The organism is Streptomyces sp. NBC_00102 (genome assembly GCF_026343115.1).
Classification (GTDB): Bacteria; Actinomycetota; Actinomycetes; order Streptomycetales; family Streptomycetaceae; genus Streptomyces.
Map to the genome: position 1 here is coordinate 3822862 of NZ_JAPEMC010000001.1, position 16787 is coordinate 3839648.

The window sequence follows — 16787 nt, forward strand, 5'->3', positions numbered from 1 at the left end:
GAAGGGCGGTGACCATGTCCGTATGGGACGACCTGGTCGGTCAGGACCGGGTGCAGGAGCAGCTCTCGGCTGCCGCCCGTGACGCCGACATCCTGGTCACCGCGACGGCGCAGGGCGAGCCGGTGCCTCCGGGCTCCAAGATGACGCACGCCTGGCTGTTCACCGGGCCGCCCGGGTCCGGCGGGCCCACCGCCGCCCGGGCCTTCGCCGCCGCCCTCCAGTGCACCAGCCCCGACCGGGCCATGGGCGGCGCCCCGGGCTGCGGATTCTGCGACGGCTGCCACACCAGCCTCATCGGCACCCACGCCGACGTCGAGGTCATCCGTACGGACCTGCTCTCCATCGGTGTGAAGGAGACCCGTGACCTGGTGCGCCGCGCCCAGCTCTCACCGGCCGTGGGCCGCTGGCAGGTCATCGTCATGGAGGACGCCGACCGCCTGACCGAGGGCGCCGGGAACGTCCTGCTCAAGGCGGTGGAGGAGCCCGCCCCGCGTACGGTGTGGCTGCTCTGCGCGCCCTCGCTGGAGGACGTGCTGCCCACGATCCGTTCCCGCTGCCGCCACCTCACGCTGGGCACGCCCCCGGTGGAGGCGGTGGCGGACGTTCTCATCCGCCGCGACGGTGTCGACCCCGAGCGCGCCCACTCCGCGGCCCGGGCCACCCAGGGGCACATCGGACGCGCCCGCCGGCTGGCGACGGACGAGCGGGCGCGGGCCCGCCGGGCCGCCGTGCTCAAGGTCCCGCTGCGCGTCGCGGACGTGGGCGGCTGCCTCAAGGCGGCGCAGGAGCTGGTCGACACGGCCGCCGAGGACGCCAAGCAGGTCGCCGAAGAGGTCGACGCCAAGGAGACCGAGGAGATGAAGGCGGCGCTCGGCGCGGCCGCGGGCGGCCGGATGCCGCGTGGCACGGCGGGCGTGATGAAGGAGCTGGAGGACAAGCAGAAGCGACGCAAGACGCGTACCCAGCGCGACAGCCTCGATCTCGCCCTCACCGACCTCACCGGTTTCTACCGCGATGTGCTGGCCCTCCAGATGGGCTCGCGGATCGCCCTCGCCAACACCGACGTGCAGGACGCGCTGGAGCGGATCGCGGAGTCGTCCGGGCCGGCGCAGACCCTTCGCCGTATCGAGGCGGTCATCGCCTGCCGCCACGCGCTCGACCGGAACGTCGCGCCGCTGCTGGCGGTGGAGGCGATGACGATGGCGTTGCGCGCGGGCTGAGAGCACGCGGGGTCAGGAGACGCCGGGGCCGGGGGCGTGCGGGTCTGAGGACACCGGGGCCGAGGACGCCGGGGCCGAGGACACCGGGGAGGCCGGGCGCGGGGGCGCATGCGTACTCCGGTGGATGCCGCACCTCTCGTTCACCCGAATGAGGAGGAAATCGGACGACTCGTCACCGGGCGACTACGCTCCGGGCATGGACTCCAGGCGCCTGCTCCAGACACTCGCCATCGCGCTCGGCACTGCCGGCCTGTTCGTCTCCGGCTGCACGAGCGGCGGATCGACGCCCAGCGCGTCCGCCGTGGGCTCCTCGGCGACCGTGCCCGCCAAGGACCTCGCCCGCTACTACGCACAGAAGCTGAAGTGGGGCGAGTGCGGCGTCGAGGGCTTCCAGTGCGCGACGATGAAGGCGCCGAAGAGCTACGCGAAGCCCGGCGACGGGGACGTCGATCTGGCCGTCTCCCGGAAGAAGGCGACCGGGCCGGGCGAGCGGATCGGCTCCCTCCTGGTGAACCCCGGGGGCCCCGGCGGCTCGGCCGTCGAGTACCTCCAGGGGTACGCGGCCCTCGGCTACCCGGCCCAGGTCCGTGCCCGGTACGACATGGTGGCCGTCGACCCGCGCGGAGTGGCCCGCAGCGAGCCCGTCGAGTGCCTGACCGGCAAGGAGATGGACGCGTTCACCCAGGTCGACCTGACGCCGGACGACCAGGCGGAGATCGAGAAGCTGAGCGCGGCGTTCAAGAAGTTCGCCGACGGCTGCGAGAAGCGCTCCGGCGAGATCCTCCCGTACGTCTCCACCGTCGACTCGGCCCGCGACATGGACATCCTGCGCCAGATCCTGGGCGACGAGAAGCTGCACTACGTGGGCGCCTCGTACGGTACGTACCTGGGCGCGACCTACGCCGATCTGTTCCCGGACCGGGTGGGGCGGCTGGTCCTCGACGGGGCGCTGGACCCGTCGCTGCCCGCCGTCGACGTGAACCGCGACCAGACGGCCGGCTTCGAGGGGGCCTTCAAGTCCTTCGCGGCGGACTGCGTGAAGCAGAAGGACTGCCCGCTCGGCACCACCAGCCCCGCCGACGCGGCGGCGGAGCTGAAGAAGCTCTTCCAGGACCTGGACGCCAAGCCGGTACCGACCGGCGAGGACCGGGAGCTGGGCGAGTCCCTCGCGACCACGGGTGTGATCGCCGCCATGTACGACGAGTCCGCCTGGCCCCAGCTCCGCGAGGCCATCGCGGGCGCCCAGCACGGCGACGGCTCCGGCCTGCTCGCCCTCTCGGACAGCTACTACGAACGCTCGCCCGACGGCTCGTACGCCAACCTCATGTACGCCAACTACGCGGTGAACTGCCTCGACCTGCCGGCCGCCTTCGCCGACAGCTCCGCCGTGGAGAAGGCCGTGCCTAGCTTCGAGAAGGCCTCCCCGGTCTTCGGCGAGAACTTCGCGTGGGCGGCCCTGAACTGCGCGTACTGGCCCGTCGATCCCACCGGCACCCCGCACCCGACCCACGCCGAGGGCGCCGACCCGATCCTGGTCGTCGGCACCACCCGGGACCCGGCCACCCCGTACAAGTGGGCCGTCTCCCTCGCCGACCAGCTCACCTCCGGCACCCTGCTCACCTACGACGGCGACGGCCACACCGCGTACGGCCGGGGCAGCGACTGCATCGACACCGCGATCAACCGGTACCTGCTGGAGGGCACCGTTCCGAAGAAGGGCACCACGTGCTCCTGACTCCCCACGGGGCATCCGAGCACAGGCCCTGACCTGCGCGGAGGCCCTGTGGGACGGGTGGTACGGAGCACTCCCGGAAACTGTGTAGACTTGGCCCCGCTGCTGATCGCACCATGGTGCGACAGGGCGTGCCGCCTTAGCTCAGTTGGCCAGAGCAACGCACTCGTAATGCGTAGGTCTCGGGTTCGAATCCCGAAGGCGGCTCGGAATTACCCCAGGACTCACTCGCCGTGACCTGGGGTTTTTTCATTTTCTTGACCTTAGTCCTGTCGGTGCGTCAGCCCAGGGGTTCCGCGATACGTCCGCCGGTGGCCGACCGGTGGCCAAACGTGCAAATGGCGTGCGGCAGCGGTGGCCGGGAGCGATGATGGGGGCGGGCGTACGCCGGTCTTGTTGTTGTCCCATGCCTACAAGGCGTCGTCGCCCCGTCTCACGGCCTCGGCCTTGGGGGCCATCGGTACAGCCGTTGGCGCTATGCACTTGATCTTGGTCCCTGGGTGGATAGGACGCAGGGCAGGCCCTACCTCATCTCGGCGTTCGGGTGGGGCTGCGACTGGAGCTGATCGCGCAGTTCGATCTTCTCGGCGGTGAGCGGGTCCTCGGCCCGGCGAATACGGGCGGGCTTGGGCCGCAGCGGCAATCCGTCGTCCACCGGGGCGCTCTCGGCTTCGGCCAGGGCTCGGTAGAGCGAGGCGGCCGAGGGTGACTTGCCCGCGTTCTTCCCGACCTTGATGGTGAGCTTCTTGGCGATGTCGGGGACAGGGACGCCCTTGTCCTTGAGTGCGACGGCGAAGGTGAGCATGTCGTCGTCGATGACCTTCGGGCGTCCGCCGTGGTTGCCCTTGGACGCGGCGATGACCTGGCCTTCGAGGGTCTTCTCCCGGATGTAGTTGCGCTCGATCTGTCCGGCGATGGCAAGCACGGCGAAGAACATCGCGCCCATGCCGTTGGGGTCGTAGATCCCGGTGAGCGGGCCGGTGAGGAGTTCGAGCTGGATGCCGCCGGCCTGGAGCTCGGCGGACAGAGTCATCAGCTCGGCCGCGTTCCGCGCGAGGCGCTTGAGCTCGTGCACCGTGAGGATGACGGACGTCTCCGGCGCGCACAGCAGGCTTGTTGGCAAATGGCACCTGTCGTCACTCTGCGGAGTCCTTCGGTCTCGTCGATGCGCATGTCAGCGGTGTGGGGCGGAACGGGTGGGCATGTCAGAACGACAGAGGATCCCGGCTCCTGCCGGGGTCCCCTTGTCGTTCGCGGTACCAGGGGGTCAGTGGTTGCCGGTGAGTTCGCCGTGGAGGTCGGCGCTCAGGTCGTTCCGCCCAGTGACTGCGGCGGCGTTGTCGGAAACGTCGCTCGGTGGAGAAGGCGGGGGTTGGGGGGGCGGCGGTGGTCCTGCGAACGCAGAGGGTGCCGATGATGGCGAGGCAGCCGGTGATCGCCGCTGTCGTGAAGGCGGTTTGTGCCGCTGAGACGGACTGGGCCAGGTTCAGTGCTCCCGCGTCGTTGGCGTGGGAGCCGATGGTGTAGGCGGAGCTCAGGACGGCGCCGCCGGCCAGCTGTTGGGCGGTGTTGAACGCCGCGGTGCCGTGCGGGTAGAGCCCGGTGCGCAGGGAGGACAGTGCGGCCGTCGTCATTGGGGCGGCTGGATCCATCGGGGTCAGAATTCAGGCTGGCGGAGTGCCTGGCAGCATGCTCGGCTGAGTCGTGCGCAGTCCGTCGAGAATGATCTGGAGATTGCGCTCCCACTGCTGACTGCCCGCTCGCATGTCCAGGGTGCGCTCACCAGTCGCAGCGGCAGCGAGCAGGAAGGGGACATCCTGCCAGGCGACGTCCGTTCGTATGGCGCCGACTGCTTGGGTGCGCTCCACGAGACGCCGAATCCGTCCCCGCAGGTCCTCCAGGCGCTGGGCGAGAGTGACCCCGCAGGCCCCGCCGAGTGCCTCGCTGACGCCGCAGCTCTCTGTCCGGAGGCGCACGTAAGTTGCGGCGAACATGCAGAGTCCGTTCCAGGCGTCCGGGTCCTTTAGAGCTTGATCGGCCACGTCTGAGATCTCGTCGAGGATCTCCACGAGCACTAGCTCTAGGAGCGCCTCAAGGGAGGGGATGCGCCGGTAGAAGGTGCCGACACCCACGCCTGCCCGGCGCGCGATCTCGTGTGCGGATACATCAACGCCAATTTCGGCAACCGCAACTCGGGCGGCCTCCACCAGGCGCTCGACGTTGCGCCGCGCGTCGGCGCGGGGGCGACGGCCCGACTCGTCGACGAGCAGGCGGTCCACTGTGCTGCGCGGTTGGTTCATGCGCTGATCCTATCGATAACTGGACCAAGCCTGTCCGCTTAGCTAGTCTCCAACCGGACAAGATCTGTCCGTTTAGTTGGGGGTCTGCTATGGAAGCGAAGAAAATCCGAGTCGGCATCATCGGGGCGAGCCCTGACCGGGGCTGGGCCGCCCGGGCACACGTCCCGGCCTTGCTGGCCCTGCCGGAGTACAGCATCATCGCGGTCGGCACCAGCCGCCCCGAGAGCGCACAGGCCGCAGCGCGGGAGTTCGGGGCCGCGCACGCTTTCACCGACGCCAGGCAACTTGCCGAGCACCCTGAGGTGGACCTGGTCGTCATCACCGTGAAGGTTCCTGCGCACGCCGAACTGGTCGAGGCGGCGCTGGCGGCCGGCAAACACGTGTACTGCGAGTGGCCGCTGGCCCGAACCACCCAGGAAGCCGCAGCCCTCGCGAAATCAGCCCACGGCACGGGCGTGCACCACGCGCTCGGGCTGCAGGCGCGGTATGCCCCGGCGATCGCCTACGCCCGCGAGCTGGTCGCCGATGGTCGTGTAGGACGCGTGACCTCGGCGACCGTTCACGCCGCCCGCGGAAAGGGGCCTGGGGAGCAGATCCCCGCCTGGGCGGCTTACACCCTCGATCGCAACAACGGTGCCGGGACACTTGAAGTCGCTGGCGGGCACACACTCGACGCGGTGCAGTACATACTCGGTGGGATCAGCGACCTCTCGGCGACGCTGTCTGTCCAGCGCCCGATCTACACCATCGCCGGTACCGGTGACACGGTGGAGGCAACGAGCCCCGACCACCTCCTTCTCAACGCGACCCTCAACAGCGGTGCCGTCGTCTCGGCCCACGTCCACGACGCCAAGGTCACCGGCGCCGGGACCCGACTGGAAATCTCCGGCACCAAGGGAGACCTGGCCATCGTCTCCACCGGGGCTGCTGGCCCAGCAGGCATCCAGATCGGTGAACTGCGCATGCAAGGGCCAGGTGATTCGGACGGCGCCTATCAAGAGCTGCCCATCCCCAGCCGGTACCGCTGGACTTCCGGGCTCGATCCCGCCGCCGAGAGCTTCAACGTGGCCCAGATGTATGCCCGGCTTGCCCTCGACCTCCGTACCGGCTCACGCAGCGTCCCAGACTTCGATGCTGGCCTGCGACTGCACCGCCTACTTGACGCGATCAGGCTCTCCGCAGATACAGGCACCCGGCAACGCTTGCGCTGACAGGCCGGACTGATCAGGGACTGACTGCCGTCGCGAGGTCGAGCCGCTTCTCCATGTCGAGGCGGACGGTTCCGTACGGGTTGATGTACGACCAGAAGAGCGCGCGGTCAGGCCGCGCCGGTCCTTGGTCGAGAGCTTCTTCGCCCAGACCGGTTCGGCGAGCACCCGCTGGATTACTGTAATCGTCATCATCGGGAGGAACTGTAGAAGACCTACAACCCTCCCGGAGCTCCGATTTGTCGTCATCGGTAGCCGCTCCGGTGGCCAGTCGGTGGCCGGACACCTTTGGACGACGTAACAACGGCCAGTACAGTACAACCAGCAACAAACACTCTGATCAGGCAGAACGTCACTCAGTAGCACGGCGAAGCATCATGCGGCACGACCGCTCACGGTCTCGTAATGCGTAGGTCTCGGGTTCGAATCCCGAAGGCGGCTCGGAATTGCCCCAGGACTCACTCGCCGTGACCTGGGGCTTTTTCATGTCCTCTACCTGAGCGGACAGGCGTCAGGGGGGGGCGGAACCTTGTGCGTGAGCATGCGTGAGCGCAGGGATCGACCCGTAGACACGGAGTCTCGCCCGCCTTCGGTCTCCGGTCGGTGGCCCGTCGCGACGAAGCGGCGGTAGCGGCGCAGGCCGAATGCACGATGGTGCTCCGTGCTTGCGGTGGCGAGCCGGGCAGCCAACATGTCACGGGCTGCGGCTGCGGCTGCGGCGGCGTCGGTGAGCTGGGCCTGGCGCTGGAGCAGAACCGCTTCTTCCGGGCAGCGAACCCCGACACGACGGCATGGGATGCGCGCGAAAACCTGCCCCCAGGGATACCGGTTGCCGTCTCCTTCTCTCCCGCGGCAGCGGGGACGACCACCCTCCGCTGTCTCCTGCTGGACGGCCGAAGCACGTGTGCCGGCTGTTCTGGCGTCCCACGTGCCGGGGGAGCTGAGACAGTACGCTGAGTTCAGCGGGATCGGGCCCGCCCGCATGGTGTCCGGGAGGTGCGTCATGACTGCCGAGATGGCAGCCCCCGCGTGGATGCACGAGCAGATCACTGCGGAGCAGTACGACTCCTGGTCCGAGGAGCAGTGTGCGGGGATCGAGATCGTGGACGGGATGGTCGTTGTGAGTCCCAGTGCCTCCAAGCGCCACAACCGGCTTGCTCGGATACTGGCGAATGCCTTGGAGGCGGCTGCGGGGCCTGACTGGAACGCCGATACCGACTTCGACGTCCGTCTCCAGGACGTCCCGCTCACGAATCGGCGCCCGGATGTCGTTGTGTACCGCGCGGACACGATTGACATCACGCCCACCCGTCCTGAGCACGTGCTCCTGGTCGTGGAGGTTGTCTCACCGGGATCGGAGACCACCGACCGGATCGTGAAGACGGACCAGTACGCCAAGTCCGGTATCGCTTTTTACTGGAGGGTCGAGCAGGCCGCCACCGGTGTCCCTCTCGTGTACACCTACGTTCTGGACCCTGCTGCCAGGGTCTACCGGGACGGTGAAGTGTTCACCGGCGTCGTCAAGGTTTCGGCGCCTTTCGCGGTGGAGGTCGACCTCGGCAGGGTCTGACCCCCTTCTGCAGGCGGCCTCCCCGATGCGTGTGAGCGCTGCGTGAGCGGACTGGGTCGCACCAGGGTGGACGAGCCGTCAGGCCGATCAGGGCTGCAAGCCGCGGATCAGCGGAAACTGGATTCGGCGGCCCCGCCCCGCGTCATCCAGGATGATCTTGCGGGCCCCGTAATGCGTAGGTCTCGGGTTCGAATCCCGAAGGCGGCTCGGAATTGCCCCAGGACTCACTCGCCGTGACCTGGGGCTTTTTCATGCCCGCGATCCGCGCCGGATCGCCCTGCGGATCGTCGCGCGGGACCGGTGCAGGGGCATGCTGCTCCGGCTTCTTCAGCGCGTACCCCGGTACGGCTCGATCTGGGGGGTCGAGGTTTCCGGGGCCACCGGGCCGAGGCCGTCCTCGTGGACGCGGTGGGCCAGGTCGATCTTGGTGTAGGCGGGTCTTCCGGCCAGCCGGTACTTGGACTTGACCCGGTTGAGGTAGTCCTTGGCCGTGTTGGGGGTGATGCCGGCCCGGCGGGCCGCGGATTTGAGGGTCATCCCGGACACGTAGTCCAGCAGGACCTGGAGCTCCTTGGGGGCGATGCGGGGTACGGGGCGGGCCGGGGGCCGGGGCGGGTTTCCGTTGCCTTCGGCGTTGAGCCGGCCGAGCCACCAGGGGAGCGCGGCGGCGGAGAAGTCGTTGCTGTAGACCGCCGGGGGCCGGCCGCAGTGGAAGACGTCGTCGCGGATGGAGCCGTGGACCCGGAAGCCGAGGCTGTTCACCAGGCCCTGGTACTCGGGGTTGGCGGTGGAGACGACCAGGGGGCCGCCGGAGGCGTGCTGGAGGAGATGGCGCAGGAGGATGGCGCGGACGGCCGGGTCGGGGCAGTGCGCGGCCCCGAGGAAGTGGCCGCCCGCTGCCGCCGCCGCGCTGTGCTGCTGGAGCAGCGGTTCCATGCCTGTCGACGTGCGCTCGTCTATCGGCATGAGGCCGGCGATGCCGATGGCCCTGTCGTCCCGGTCGTACACGAGGTGGAAGGAGGAGATGTCGTCACCGGCCCAGCGTTCGGTCAGCCGGTCGCAGCGGCGGGGGTCGAAGCCGCTGTGGACGGCCCATTGGCGCATCAGCCCACCGATGTCGGCGGCATCCGCGGCGACGGCGGAGCGTACGCGCACCGCACGGGCGTCGGCCGGGAAGAGGGTGCGGCGGACCAGGGGGCCGGCGCTGAGGAAGAGGCCCTGTTCGGCGAGGGCGGCGCGCTCGGCGGGGTCGCGGGCGCCGGCGAGCAGGGCGAGGCGGTAGTCACGGGCGCGGATGCGGGCGCTCTCGTGGGATTCCGGCCGCCGCCACCGGTAGGCCAGTTCGAAGAGGGTCCGAAAGGGCTCGGTGATCCGGAGGCCCAGCCTGTCCCGTTCGACGACGCTGAGCGAGGCGAGTGAGGAGAAGTGGTCGGGGCCCCCCGGCAGAAGTCTCTCGTCCCCGGACCCCACGGTGGCGAGCAGCCGCAGGGCGTGGCGCCACTGCCTGCCGGGGAGTTCGCGGCCGAGCCGCTCCAGGATCTCCTCGGTCACCTGGTCGGCTACGGCTCCGAGGGCGGTCGGCGGGATACCGGTGTCCAGGGCGCGGCGGGCCGCGTCCGCGATCAGGGGGATGCCGCCGGCGAGTTGGACGACGACGGCGCGGCCGTCCGGGTCGGCCACGGGGGCCGCCTGTGCGGCGATCCGCTCCTCGGAGGGGGCAACGGCGACGGTGGCCGCGCCCGAGTGCGTCCACCGGGGGTCGGACAGGAGCGGTCGGCGGCTGACCACGACCAGGGTCGGCCAGCGGTGGTCCGGGTGTTCGAGTTCGGCGTACAGGGTGTTGCGGCGCGCCCGTCCGTCGACGCTGTCCACGACCAGCGTCGGCCCGGCCGGTTCGGAGAGCGCCCGGCGTAACGCCGCCGGTCCGTCGGGCCGGTCGAGGTCCACCCGCGCCGCGCCGGGGAGACCGGCCGTGAGCGCGGACTTGCCGACTCCGAGCGGGCCGGTCAGGTTGACCAGCGGATGTGCGGCCGCGGCGGAGCGCAGTTCCCCCAGAACCGCGGGTCCCGCATCCCCCGAACTCCTCACGGACCGTCCTTCCTGGCTGCCCCGACGCCGTCGCAGGACGATACCGAGTGCGGCGCCCGGTGCACATACCTCGTACGGCATCCGTACGTGCGTGGCTGCTTCCGTACGTCTCGGGGCAGTGCGGCGTCCTGCCGACCGTGGCCGGAAACCACCCGTCCCGTGCGGCTCCCGCGCCCCCGTATCCGCTTCCGCCCCCGCCGCCGCAAGCCCCCCGAACGGGTGGCTGCGGGTGGGACGGACGTCTGGCTAGCGTCTGCTTCCTGCGCCGGGGTCGTGCCCCCCGGGGGGATCGGGACCCGTGAAGGAGCGACGATGCAGGCCTTCTGGTTGACGCTGGCGGACAAGGAGTTCTACCTTCCGCTGGACCGGGCCTCGGACGTGGGCGAGACGTACGCTCCGCGTGGGATTCCCGGCGGGTGGGCGGGTACGCGCGACGGGATCTGGACCTACTGGCGGCCGGCCGAACCGGTGCTCGTGGACGAGGGCTGGAAGGTCCATGTGTCCACCAGACCGGAGCGGTTGAGGTTCACGCTCGACACGGTGGCGGCGGTCTGCTTCGACGAGGGGCTGGTCTTCAAGCACCTCTCCGCGCGGCTCTTCTTCGAGGTGTTCCACCACAAGCACGTGGACCGGGCGCAGGCCGGCAAGTTCATCGCGATCTATCCGCCCGAAGTCGCCACTGCCCGGCGGCTGATGGAGCGGCTCTCGGTCGAGTTGAAGGGCGAGACCGGTCCGTACATCCTCACCGACCGCCGTTACGGCGACAGCGGTGTCGTGCAGTACCGGTACGGAGCCCATCGTGGCCGCTCCCGACTGCGACCGGACGGCACCACGCTCCAGTTGGTGCGCGACGGAGAGGGCAGGGACGTACCCGACGTGCGCTCCGCCCAGTTCGTCCTGCCTGCCGGGGTCGAGGACCCGTTCGCCGTTCCCGAGCCGCCCCACACCGGACCGATCCTGCTGAACGGGCGGTACGAGGTCACCGGGGTGATCCGGCACAGCAACGGCGGCGGCACCTACCGGGCCACCGACACCCGTACCGGCCGTGCGGTGTTCGTCAAGGAGGCCCGCGCGTACAACGGGTTCATGGGCGACGGCACCGACTCCCGCAGCCGGCTCCGCCGCGAGTGGGAGACCCTGGAGCGGGTGCACGCCCTGGCGCCCGGACTCTGCCCCGAACCCTTCGACCACTTCACCGAATGGGAACACGACTTCCTGGTGACCGAGTTCGTCGAGGGAACCGGCTTCGTCCAGTGGGTCGCCACCCACACCGCGATGGGGCGGTTCGACGTCGCCGCCGCCCGGCACGCCGAGTACCTCGACCGGGTGGAACGCGTGCTGGCGAGTCTCCGCGCCGCCCTCGACCGGCTGCACGGGATCGGACTGCGCTTCGGCGACCTGAGTCACGGCAACGTGGTCGTCCTCGACGACCTGGACGTCCGCCTGATCGACTTCGAGACCGCCAACCCACTGGACGAGAAACCGAGTTCGCTGGGCACCCCGGGCTACAAACCGACACCGGCCCAGGTGGCTGCCGGTGTGGAGGACGACGAGTACGGATTCTCCGGGCTGGCCCAGTTCGCGCTCTTCCCGCTGACCCAGCAGCTGGTACGCGACCCGGTGGGCCGTACCGAGCTCTACCGCCGGGACCTCGAACAGCTCGTCCCCGTCCCCGCCGAGCTGTGGCGCACCGTGACCCGCTACCACGTCGACACCGCCGCCGTCGGGGCTCCGGCCCCGGTGCACGACCTGCCGTCGGCAGCCGCTCTCGACGCGGATCCGGAGGGGGAGTTGGAGCGTCTGCGGGCCGGACTCGCCGCCGGTCTGCTCGCCATGGCGAGGCCGGACGGCCGGGACTGGGTGTTTCCGCCGGCGCCACGCGGCTACGCCGTGAACACCCACTGCCTGGAGCACGGGACGGCCGGGGTGCTCCACGCCCTGCTGCGGTCCGGCACCGCCGTCCCGGACGAGCTGGTGGCCAGATTTCGCCGGGACGCGCTGGAGAACGTCGCCCTGCTGGCACCCGGCCTCCAGAACGGTACGGCGGGGATCGCCTGGGTCCTGGCCGAACTGGGCCTCGCTGACGAGGCGGGGGACGTGCTCGACACCGTCCCGGACCACCCGCTCAGTCTCGCCTCCGCCGGGCTGGCGCACGGCGCGGCCGGCATCGGGCTCGCCCACGTCGCGCTCCACGCCCGCCTCGGCGGCGACCGCCGGCTGGCCTTCGCCGCCGGGATCGCGGACGCCTTCGTCGCCGAGGACCCCCGGCGGCTGCTGTCCGGCGCCGGGGCTCCCGGACTCGCGTCCGGACTCGCCGGGACGGCCCTGTTCCTGCAGACCCTCGGCGCGTACACCGGCGAACAGCGCTATCTGAGGGGCGCGGTCGCGCTCATGCACGCCGAGCTCGACCGGGCCGCCGACGGGGGTGCGGACGGGCTGGTGTTCCGGGACACCACGCAGAGCCGGATACTGCCCTACCTGGCGGAGGGCTCCGCGGGTGTGGGCCTGGCGCTCACCCGACTGGCGGCGGCGACCGGCGACGAGCGGTGCGTGCGAGACCTGCCGCGGGTCGTGGCCATGTGCCGGCTCACCTGCACCGTCGATCCGGGCCTGCACTCCGGCCTCGCCGGTCCGGTGTACGCGCTGGCCGAGTACGCCGAGTACGCCGCGCGAGCCGAGCACGCCGAGCGGGCCCGGGACGCCGGGCACTCCGGCGGGTCGGGGGAGCGGGCGACGGCACTGCGCGTCGCCACCGGGCTCGCCAAGTACGCGATCCGGCACCCCGACGGGCTGCGGGTGCTCGGTGCCGCGGAGGAGCGGTTCCACGCAGACCTGGGATCGGGCAGCGCCGGTGTGCTGCTGGCCCTCGCCCGGGTGCTCGACGGACCCGGTGTGCCGCTGCTCCCCGAGCCGGGCACTCCCTGAGACTTCCGGTGGCCGGAGCGGCCGGCCGGCGGGAACACATAGGAGGAGGAAGCACCATGAACGCGATTCTGGCCCTTCAGGGACTTGAGGAGACCGCGGTGGACACCGAGGCGCTGGGATACACGAACCGGGGCAGCTGGATCAGCGTCTTCGGCAGCTGCTTCACCATCGAGATCGAGACGACCCTCTGATCACGCCCGTCGGATCGGTCCGGTCGGTCCGGTCGGTCCGGTCGGTCCGGTCGGTCACGCCGGGCCGGCTGGTCGGGTCGGGCCGGCTGGTCACGCCGGGCCGGCTGGGCGGGTCGGGCCGGCTGGTCACGCCGGGCCGGCTGGGCGGGTCGGTCCGGGCGTGAACGGCCGGGGCGGCACGCGGATACCGGTACGGACCGGTACCCCGCGTGCCGCCCGCGGCATGCGGGAGGACATGGGACGCCGGGGGAGGAAGTGGTGAGCCACATGGCGAGGTGTGCTGGAGCCAATGGGTGGGCCGGATGACCGCGGTGTCCCCGGGACTGACCGCCCACGCGTCCGCGGTGTTCCCCGACGGCTGGTGGCTGCGGGCCGTCGCTCCCGGCGACCGGACCTCCGGCGTCCGCCCGGAGTGGGCCCGGTTCGTGGAAGAGGCCGTGGCACGCGACGAGCCGCTGGTACTGCCGGACGGCGAACTGCCCGGCCTCACCGGATTCGCCGCGCTGATGGAGCCGTTCGCGCGGCACGCGGCACGGCCGCTGCCCGAACAGGAGCGGGTCGCCGCCTCCGTACGGGCGCGGTGGACCGAGGAGCTGGCGGGCCGGCTGGCAGGGACGGCCGCCCGTGCTCTCGTCCTGGAGCTGCACACGGCCGGCGCGGACGGGCGGACCGAGGGGGACACACCTGGGCTGCGCTTCCGCTCGTTCCTCCGCCTGTCGGCCCAACAGTGCGAACGAGTACGGCTGTTCGTCAGGTACCCGGTGCTGGGGAGGCTGGTCGGGCAGATCGGTCTGTACGCCGCCGCGGCGTTCTCCGAGCTTCTGGAGCGGTTCGCCGCCGACCGTGCCCTGATCGTGGCGGGTCTGCTGCACGGCACCGACCCCGGCGAACTGGTCGAGGTGCACGGGTTGGTGGGCGACGGCCACCGGCAGGGCCGGGGTGTGGCGGTACTGCGCTTCGCGACGGGCCGCCGGGTGGTCCACAAGCCGAGGCCGCTCGCGGTGGACCGGCGCTTCGCCGGTCTTCTCCGCTGGTTCGACGCCCGGTCCGGGCTGCCGGCCCTGCGCGTCCCGGCCGTCGTCGAGCGACCCGGTCACGGCTGGGCGGAGTTCGTGGCACCGGGCGAGTGCCGTACCACCGCGGACGTCGACCGCTTCTACCTGCGGCTGGGCGGGCTGCTCGCCCTGACACACGCGGTGGGCGGCACGGACCTCCACCACGAGAACCTGGTCGCCTGCCGGGACGAGCCCGTCCTCGTGGACGTGGAGACGCTCTTCCACCCGCCGGAGCCGGCGGCCGGCCGGCCGGACCCGGCCGAAGCGGCCCTGGAGGCCTCGGTCCATCGCACCGGACTGCTGCCCCGGTTGTGGATCGGCGACGCGGACGTCCGGGACGTCTCGGGGGTGGGCGGCGACCCCGGAGTGGCGACACCGCTGGACGTCGTGGGCTGGGCCGGTGCGGGTACCGACACGATGCGGCTCGTCCGCGTACGGAGACCGCTCGCCGGGGGTGAGAACCGGCCACGCCTCGGCGGGGCGGTCGCCGATCCGGCGGAGCACCTCGGTGCGCTGCTGGCCGGCTTCCGGGCCGGATACCGGACCCTTCTGGCACATCGCGACGAACTTCTGCGCCCCGGAGGCCCGTTGGCGCTCTGTGCGGACGACGAGGTACGGGTGGTGGTGCGGGCCACCCAGGTGTACGCGACGCTGCTGGACGAGTCGACCCATCCCGACCTGCTGCGCGGGTGGGAGGAGCGCGACGTCGTGCTGGGTGCGCTGCGCGACGGCGACGGGTGGCCGACGGGCCGGCCGGAACTCGTGGAGGACGAGATCGCGGAGCTGTGGAACGGTGACGTACCGCTGTTCACCGCCCGTCCGGGCCGCGCCGATCTGTGGACCGCGAGCGGGCGGCGGGTGGCGGGCGCCCTCGGCCGGCCGGGGCTCGACGTCGTCACGGAGCGCATCCGGGCGATGGGCCCTCAGGACCGTGCGAGGCAGGAGTGGATCGTCCGCGCGGCCATGGCCGGACGCTCGCGCACCGAGGCGCACGGCGGCGCCCGGCCGCCCCTGCCGCGCGTGGTCCGCCGGACACCGGCCGGGCGCTGCGGTCCGCCGCACCGGCCGGGCACCTGGTCCCGGCCGGACCCCGGGCGGCTGCTCGACGCGGCCCGGACCATCGGGGACCGGCTCCTCATGGACGCGTACCGGGGAGCGGGGACCGCCAACTGGCTGGGGCTGGAACTGCTGGGCGACCGGTACTGGCGCCTCCAGCCGCTCGGCGCGGACCTGGGGAGCGGCTGGACCGGGGTGGCGCTGTTCCTCGCACGGCTCGCCCACCACACCGGGCAGGAGCGGTACGCCGAGGCGGCACGGGAGGCGCTCCGCCCGCTGCCCGGTCTGCTGGCCGCCCTGGCCCGCCGCCCGGACGAGCTGGGGCACGTGGGGTCCGGCGGGTTCGCCGGGCTCGGCGGCATCGCGTACGCGGCCGCCTCGGTGGCGTCCTGCCTGGACGACGCGGAGGTCCGCGGGCTGGTCGAGCCTGCCGTGGCCCTTGTCGGCCGTGCCATCGAACGCGAGGAGGAGTCCGGGGTGGCGGGTGGCACCGCGGGCGGGCTGGCCGCGCTGCTGGCGGTTGACCGGATGACGGGGTCGGCCCCGGCACGACGGGCCGCCGCCCTCGCCGCGGAGCGGTTGCTCGACGCGCCACCGCCGGTCCGCCCGGGCTTCGCCGACGGCCGGGCAGGAGTCGGCTGGGCGCTGCTGCGGTACGCGGAGGCCGGCGGGGACGCGCGGTACGGGCGGGCCGGGGCGGCGGCGTTGCGGGTGGCGGCGTTGCGGGCGGCGGCGGACGGCCGCGCCGGTGGCCCGCCCGGCTGGTGCCGGGGCGCGCCCGGGGTTGCCCTGGCTCTGGCCGACACCGGGCAGGCCGCCGCCGACGCGGTGCTGTCGGCGCGGCTCGCGAGCGCGGTACGGGCCGCGCACCGCGACGGACCGTTGCCCGCGCACGGGCTGTGCCACGGCGAATCCGGCGTGCTGGAGCTGCTGTTCCACCCTGCCGCCGCCCCCGGAGCGGCAGGGCGGCCGACCGGAGCACGTACGGCCACCGGAGCCGGGGCGTGGCGGGCCGCCGCGGTCGTCTCGGCGGTCGAGCGCGGGGCGCTCCGGTACGGGACTCCGGGCGGGACGGTCGTCCCCGGGCTGCTCCACGGGCTCGCCGGGACGGGCTACACCCTGCTGCGGCTGGGCTTCGCCGCGCGGGTGCCCTCGGTGCTGCTGCTGCGGTCACCGGGTGACGGACCACCGGCCGGGGCGGGCGTCCTGCCCGCCGCACGGGCCGGATTCTTCGAAGAGGAACGGAGTGCGCGATGAACCAGAGGGAGAGCGCCCGCGTCCGGGAGACCCCGGCGGCGCGGCGGGACGGTGGCGTGGGCCACCCCGCCGACCGTGTGCGGCTCGGCGGCGGTGGCGGGCTGAGCCGTCGGGCCGACCTCCTGTCGGGCGCGGGACCCGGACAGCGCAACCCCACCACCCTGACGCAGACCTGCTGTTGACGC

At 71.8% G+C, this 16787-nt stretch carries 12 protein-coding genes and 1 tRNA gene; 9 read left to right on the forward strand and 4 right to left on the reverse strand.

From position 1 onward, the window contains the following. The first annotated feature begins 14 nt into the window (after window positions 1–14). The 3 genes from OHA55_RS17080 (at window position 15) to OHA55_RS17090 (ending at window position 3159) form a co-directional block, all read left to right on the forward strand. Window positions 15–1220: a DNA polymerase III subunit delta' gene (locus tag OHA55_RS17080; RefSeq protein ID WP_266707212.1), complete on the forward strand. Its 1206-nt coding sequence runs from the start codon at window positions 15–17 to the stop codon at window positions 1218–1220. A gap of 196 nt (window positions 1221–1416) precedes the next feature. After that, entirely contained in the window at window positions 1417–2955 is a 1539-nt protein-coding gene (locus tag OHA55_RS17085) for an alpha/beta hydrolase (RefSeq protein WP_266707214.1), read from the forward strand. A 130-nt stretch (window positions 2956–3085) separates the two neighbouring features. Further along, window positions 3086–3159, forward strand: a tRNA-Thr gene (locus tag OHA55_RS17090). Between the two features lie 316 nt (window positions 3160–3475). Here OHA55_RS17090 and OHA55_RS17095 read toward each other — a convergent pair. The 3 genes from OHA55_RS17095 to OHA55_RS17105 all read right to left on the reverse strand — a co-directional run bounded on the left by OHA55_RS17095 (window position 3476) and on the right by OHA55_RS17105 (window position 5252). After that, window positions 3476–4075: a recombinase family protein gene (locus tag OHA55_RS17095; protein ID WP_266707216.1), complete on the reverse strand. Its 600-nt coding sequence runs from the start codon at window positions 4073–4075 to the stop codon at window positions 3476–3478. A gap of 82 nt (window positions 4076–4157) precedes the next feature. Next, entirely contained in the window at window positions 4158–4586 is a 429-nt protein-coding gene (locus tag OHA55_RS17100; RefSeq protein ID WP_266707218.1) for a hypothetical protein, read from the reverse strand. Between the two features lie 30 nt (window positions 4587–4616). Next, window positions 4617–5252 (reverse strand): TetR/AcrR family transcriptional regulator, encoded by a 636-nt coding sequence (locus OHA55_RS17105; protein ID WP_266707220.1) that lies wholly within the window; start codon window positions 5250–5252, stop codon window positions 4617–4619. Window positions 5253–5341: 89 nt separating this feature from the next. Here OHA55_RS17105 and OHA55_RS17110 point away from each other — a divergent pair, with 89 nt between their 5' ends. Both OHA55_RS17110 and OHA55_RS17115 read left to right on the forward strand, forming a co-directional pair. Continuing rightward, on the forward strand, window positions 5342–6463 hold the full coding sequence (locus OHA55_RS17110; protein ID WP_266707222.1) for a Gfo/Idh/MocA family protein: 1122 nt from the start codon (window positions 5342–5344) through the stop codon (window positions 6461–6463). A 1000-nt stretch (window positions 6464–7463) separates the two neighbouring features. After that, window positions 7464–8030 (forward strand): Uma2 family endonuclease, encoded by a 567-nt coding sequence (locus OHA55_RS17115; RefSeq protein WP_266707224.1) that lies wholly within the window; start codon window positions 7464–7466, stop codon window positions 8028–8030. Window positions 8031–8357: 327 nt separating this feature from the next. On the opposite strand, the gene OHA55_RS17120 is transcribed toward OHA55_RS17115, so the two are convergent. After that, window positions 8358–10118 carry a hypothetical protein gene (locus OHA55_RS17120; protein ID WP_266707226.1) on the reverse strand — a complete coding sequence of 587 codons (1761 nt, stop codon included), beginning with the start codon at window positions 10116–10118 and terminating at the stop codon, window positions 8358–8360. 312 nt (window positions 10119–10430) lie between these two features. On the opposite strand from OHA55_RS17120, the gene lanKC reads away from it, so the two are divergent. The 4 genes from lanKC (at window position 10431) to OHA55_RS17140 (ending at window position 16784) form a co-directional block, all read left to right on the forward strand. Next, a complete protein-coding gene (gene lanKC, locus OHA55_RS17125; RefSeq protein WP_266707228.1) occupies window positions 10431–13043 on the forward strand; it encodes a class III lanthionine synthetase LanKC in 2613 nt (870 codons plus the stop codon). Window positions 13044–13099: 56 nt separating this feature from the next. After that, a complete protein-coding gene (locus OHA55_RS17130) occupies window positions 13100–13234 on the forward strand; it encodes a hypothetical protein (RefSeq protein WP_266707230.1) in 135 nt (44 codons plus the stop codon). A 302-nt stretch (window positions 13235–13536) separates the two neighbouring features. After that, complete coding sequence (locus OHA55_RS17135) at window positions 13537–16602, forward strand: type 2 lanthipeptide synthetase LanM family protein (RefSeq protein WP_266707232.1); 3066 nt, start codon at window positions 13537–13539, stop codon at window positions 16600–16602. Beyond that, a complete protein-coding gene (locus OHA55_RS17140) occupies window positions 16599–16784 on the forward strand; it encodes a hypothetical protein (RefSeq protein ID WP_266707234.1) in 186 nt (61 codons plus the stop codon). Before OHA55_RS17135 ends, OHA55_RS17140 begins: the two co-directional genes overlap by 4 nt. Window positions 16785–16787: the final 3 nt, after the last annotated feature.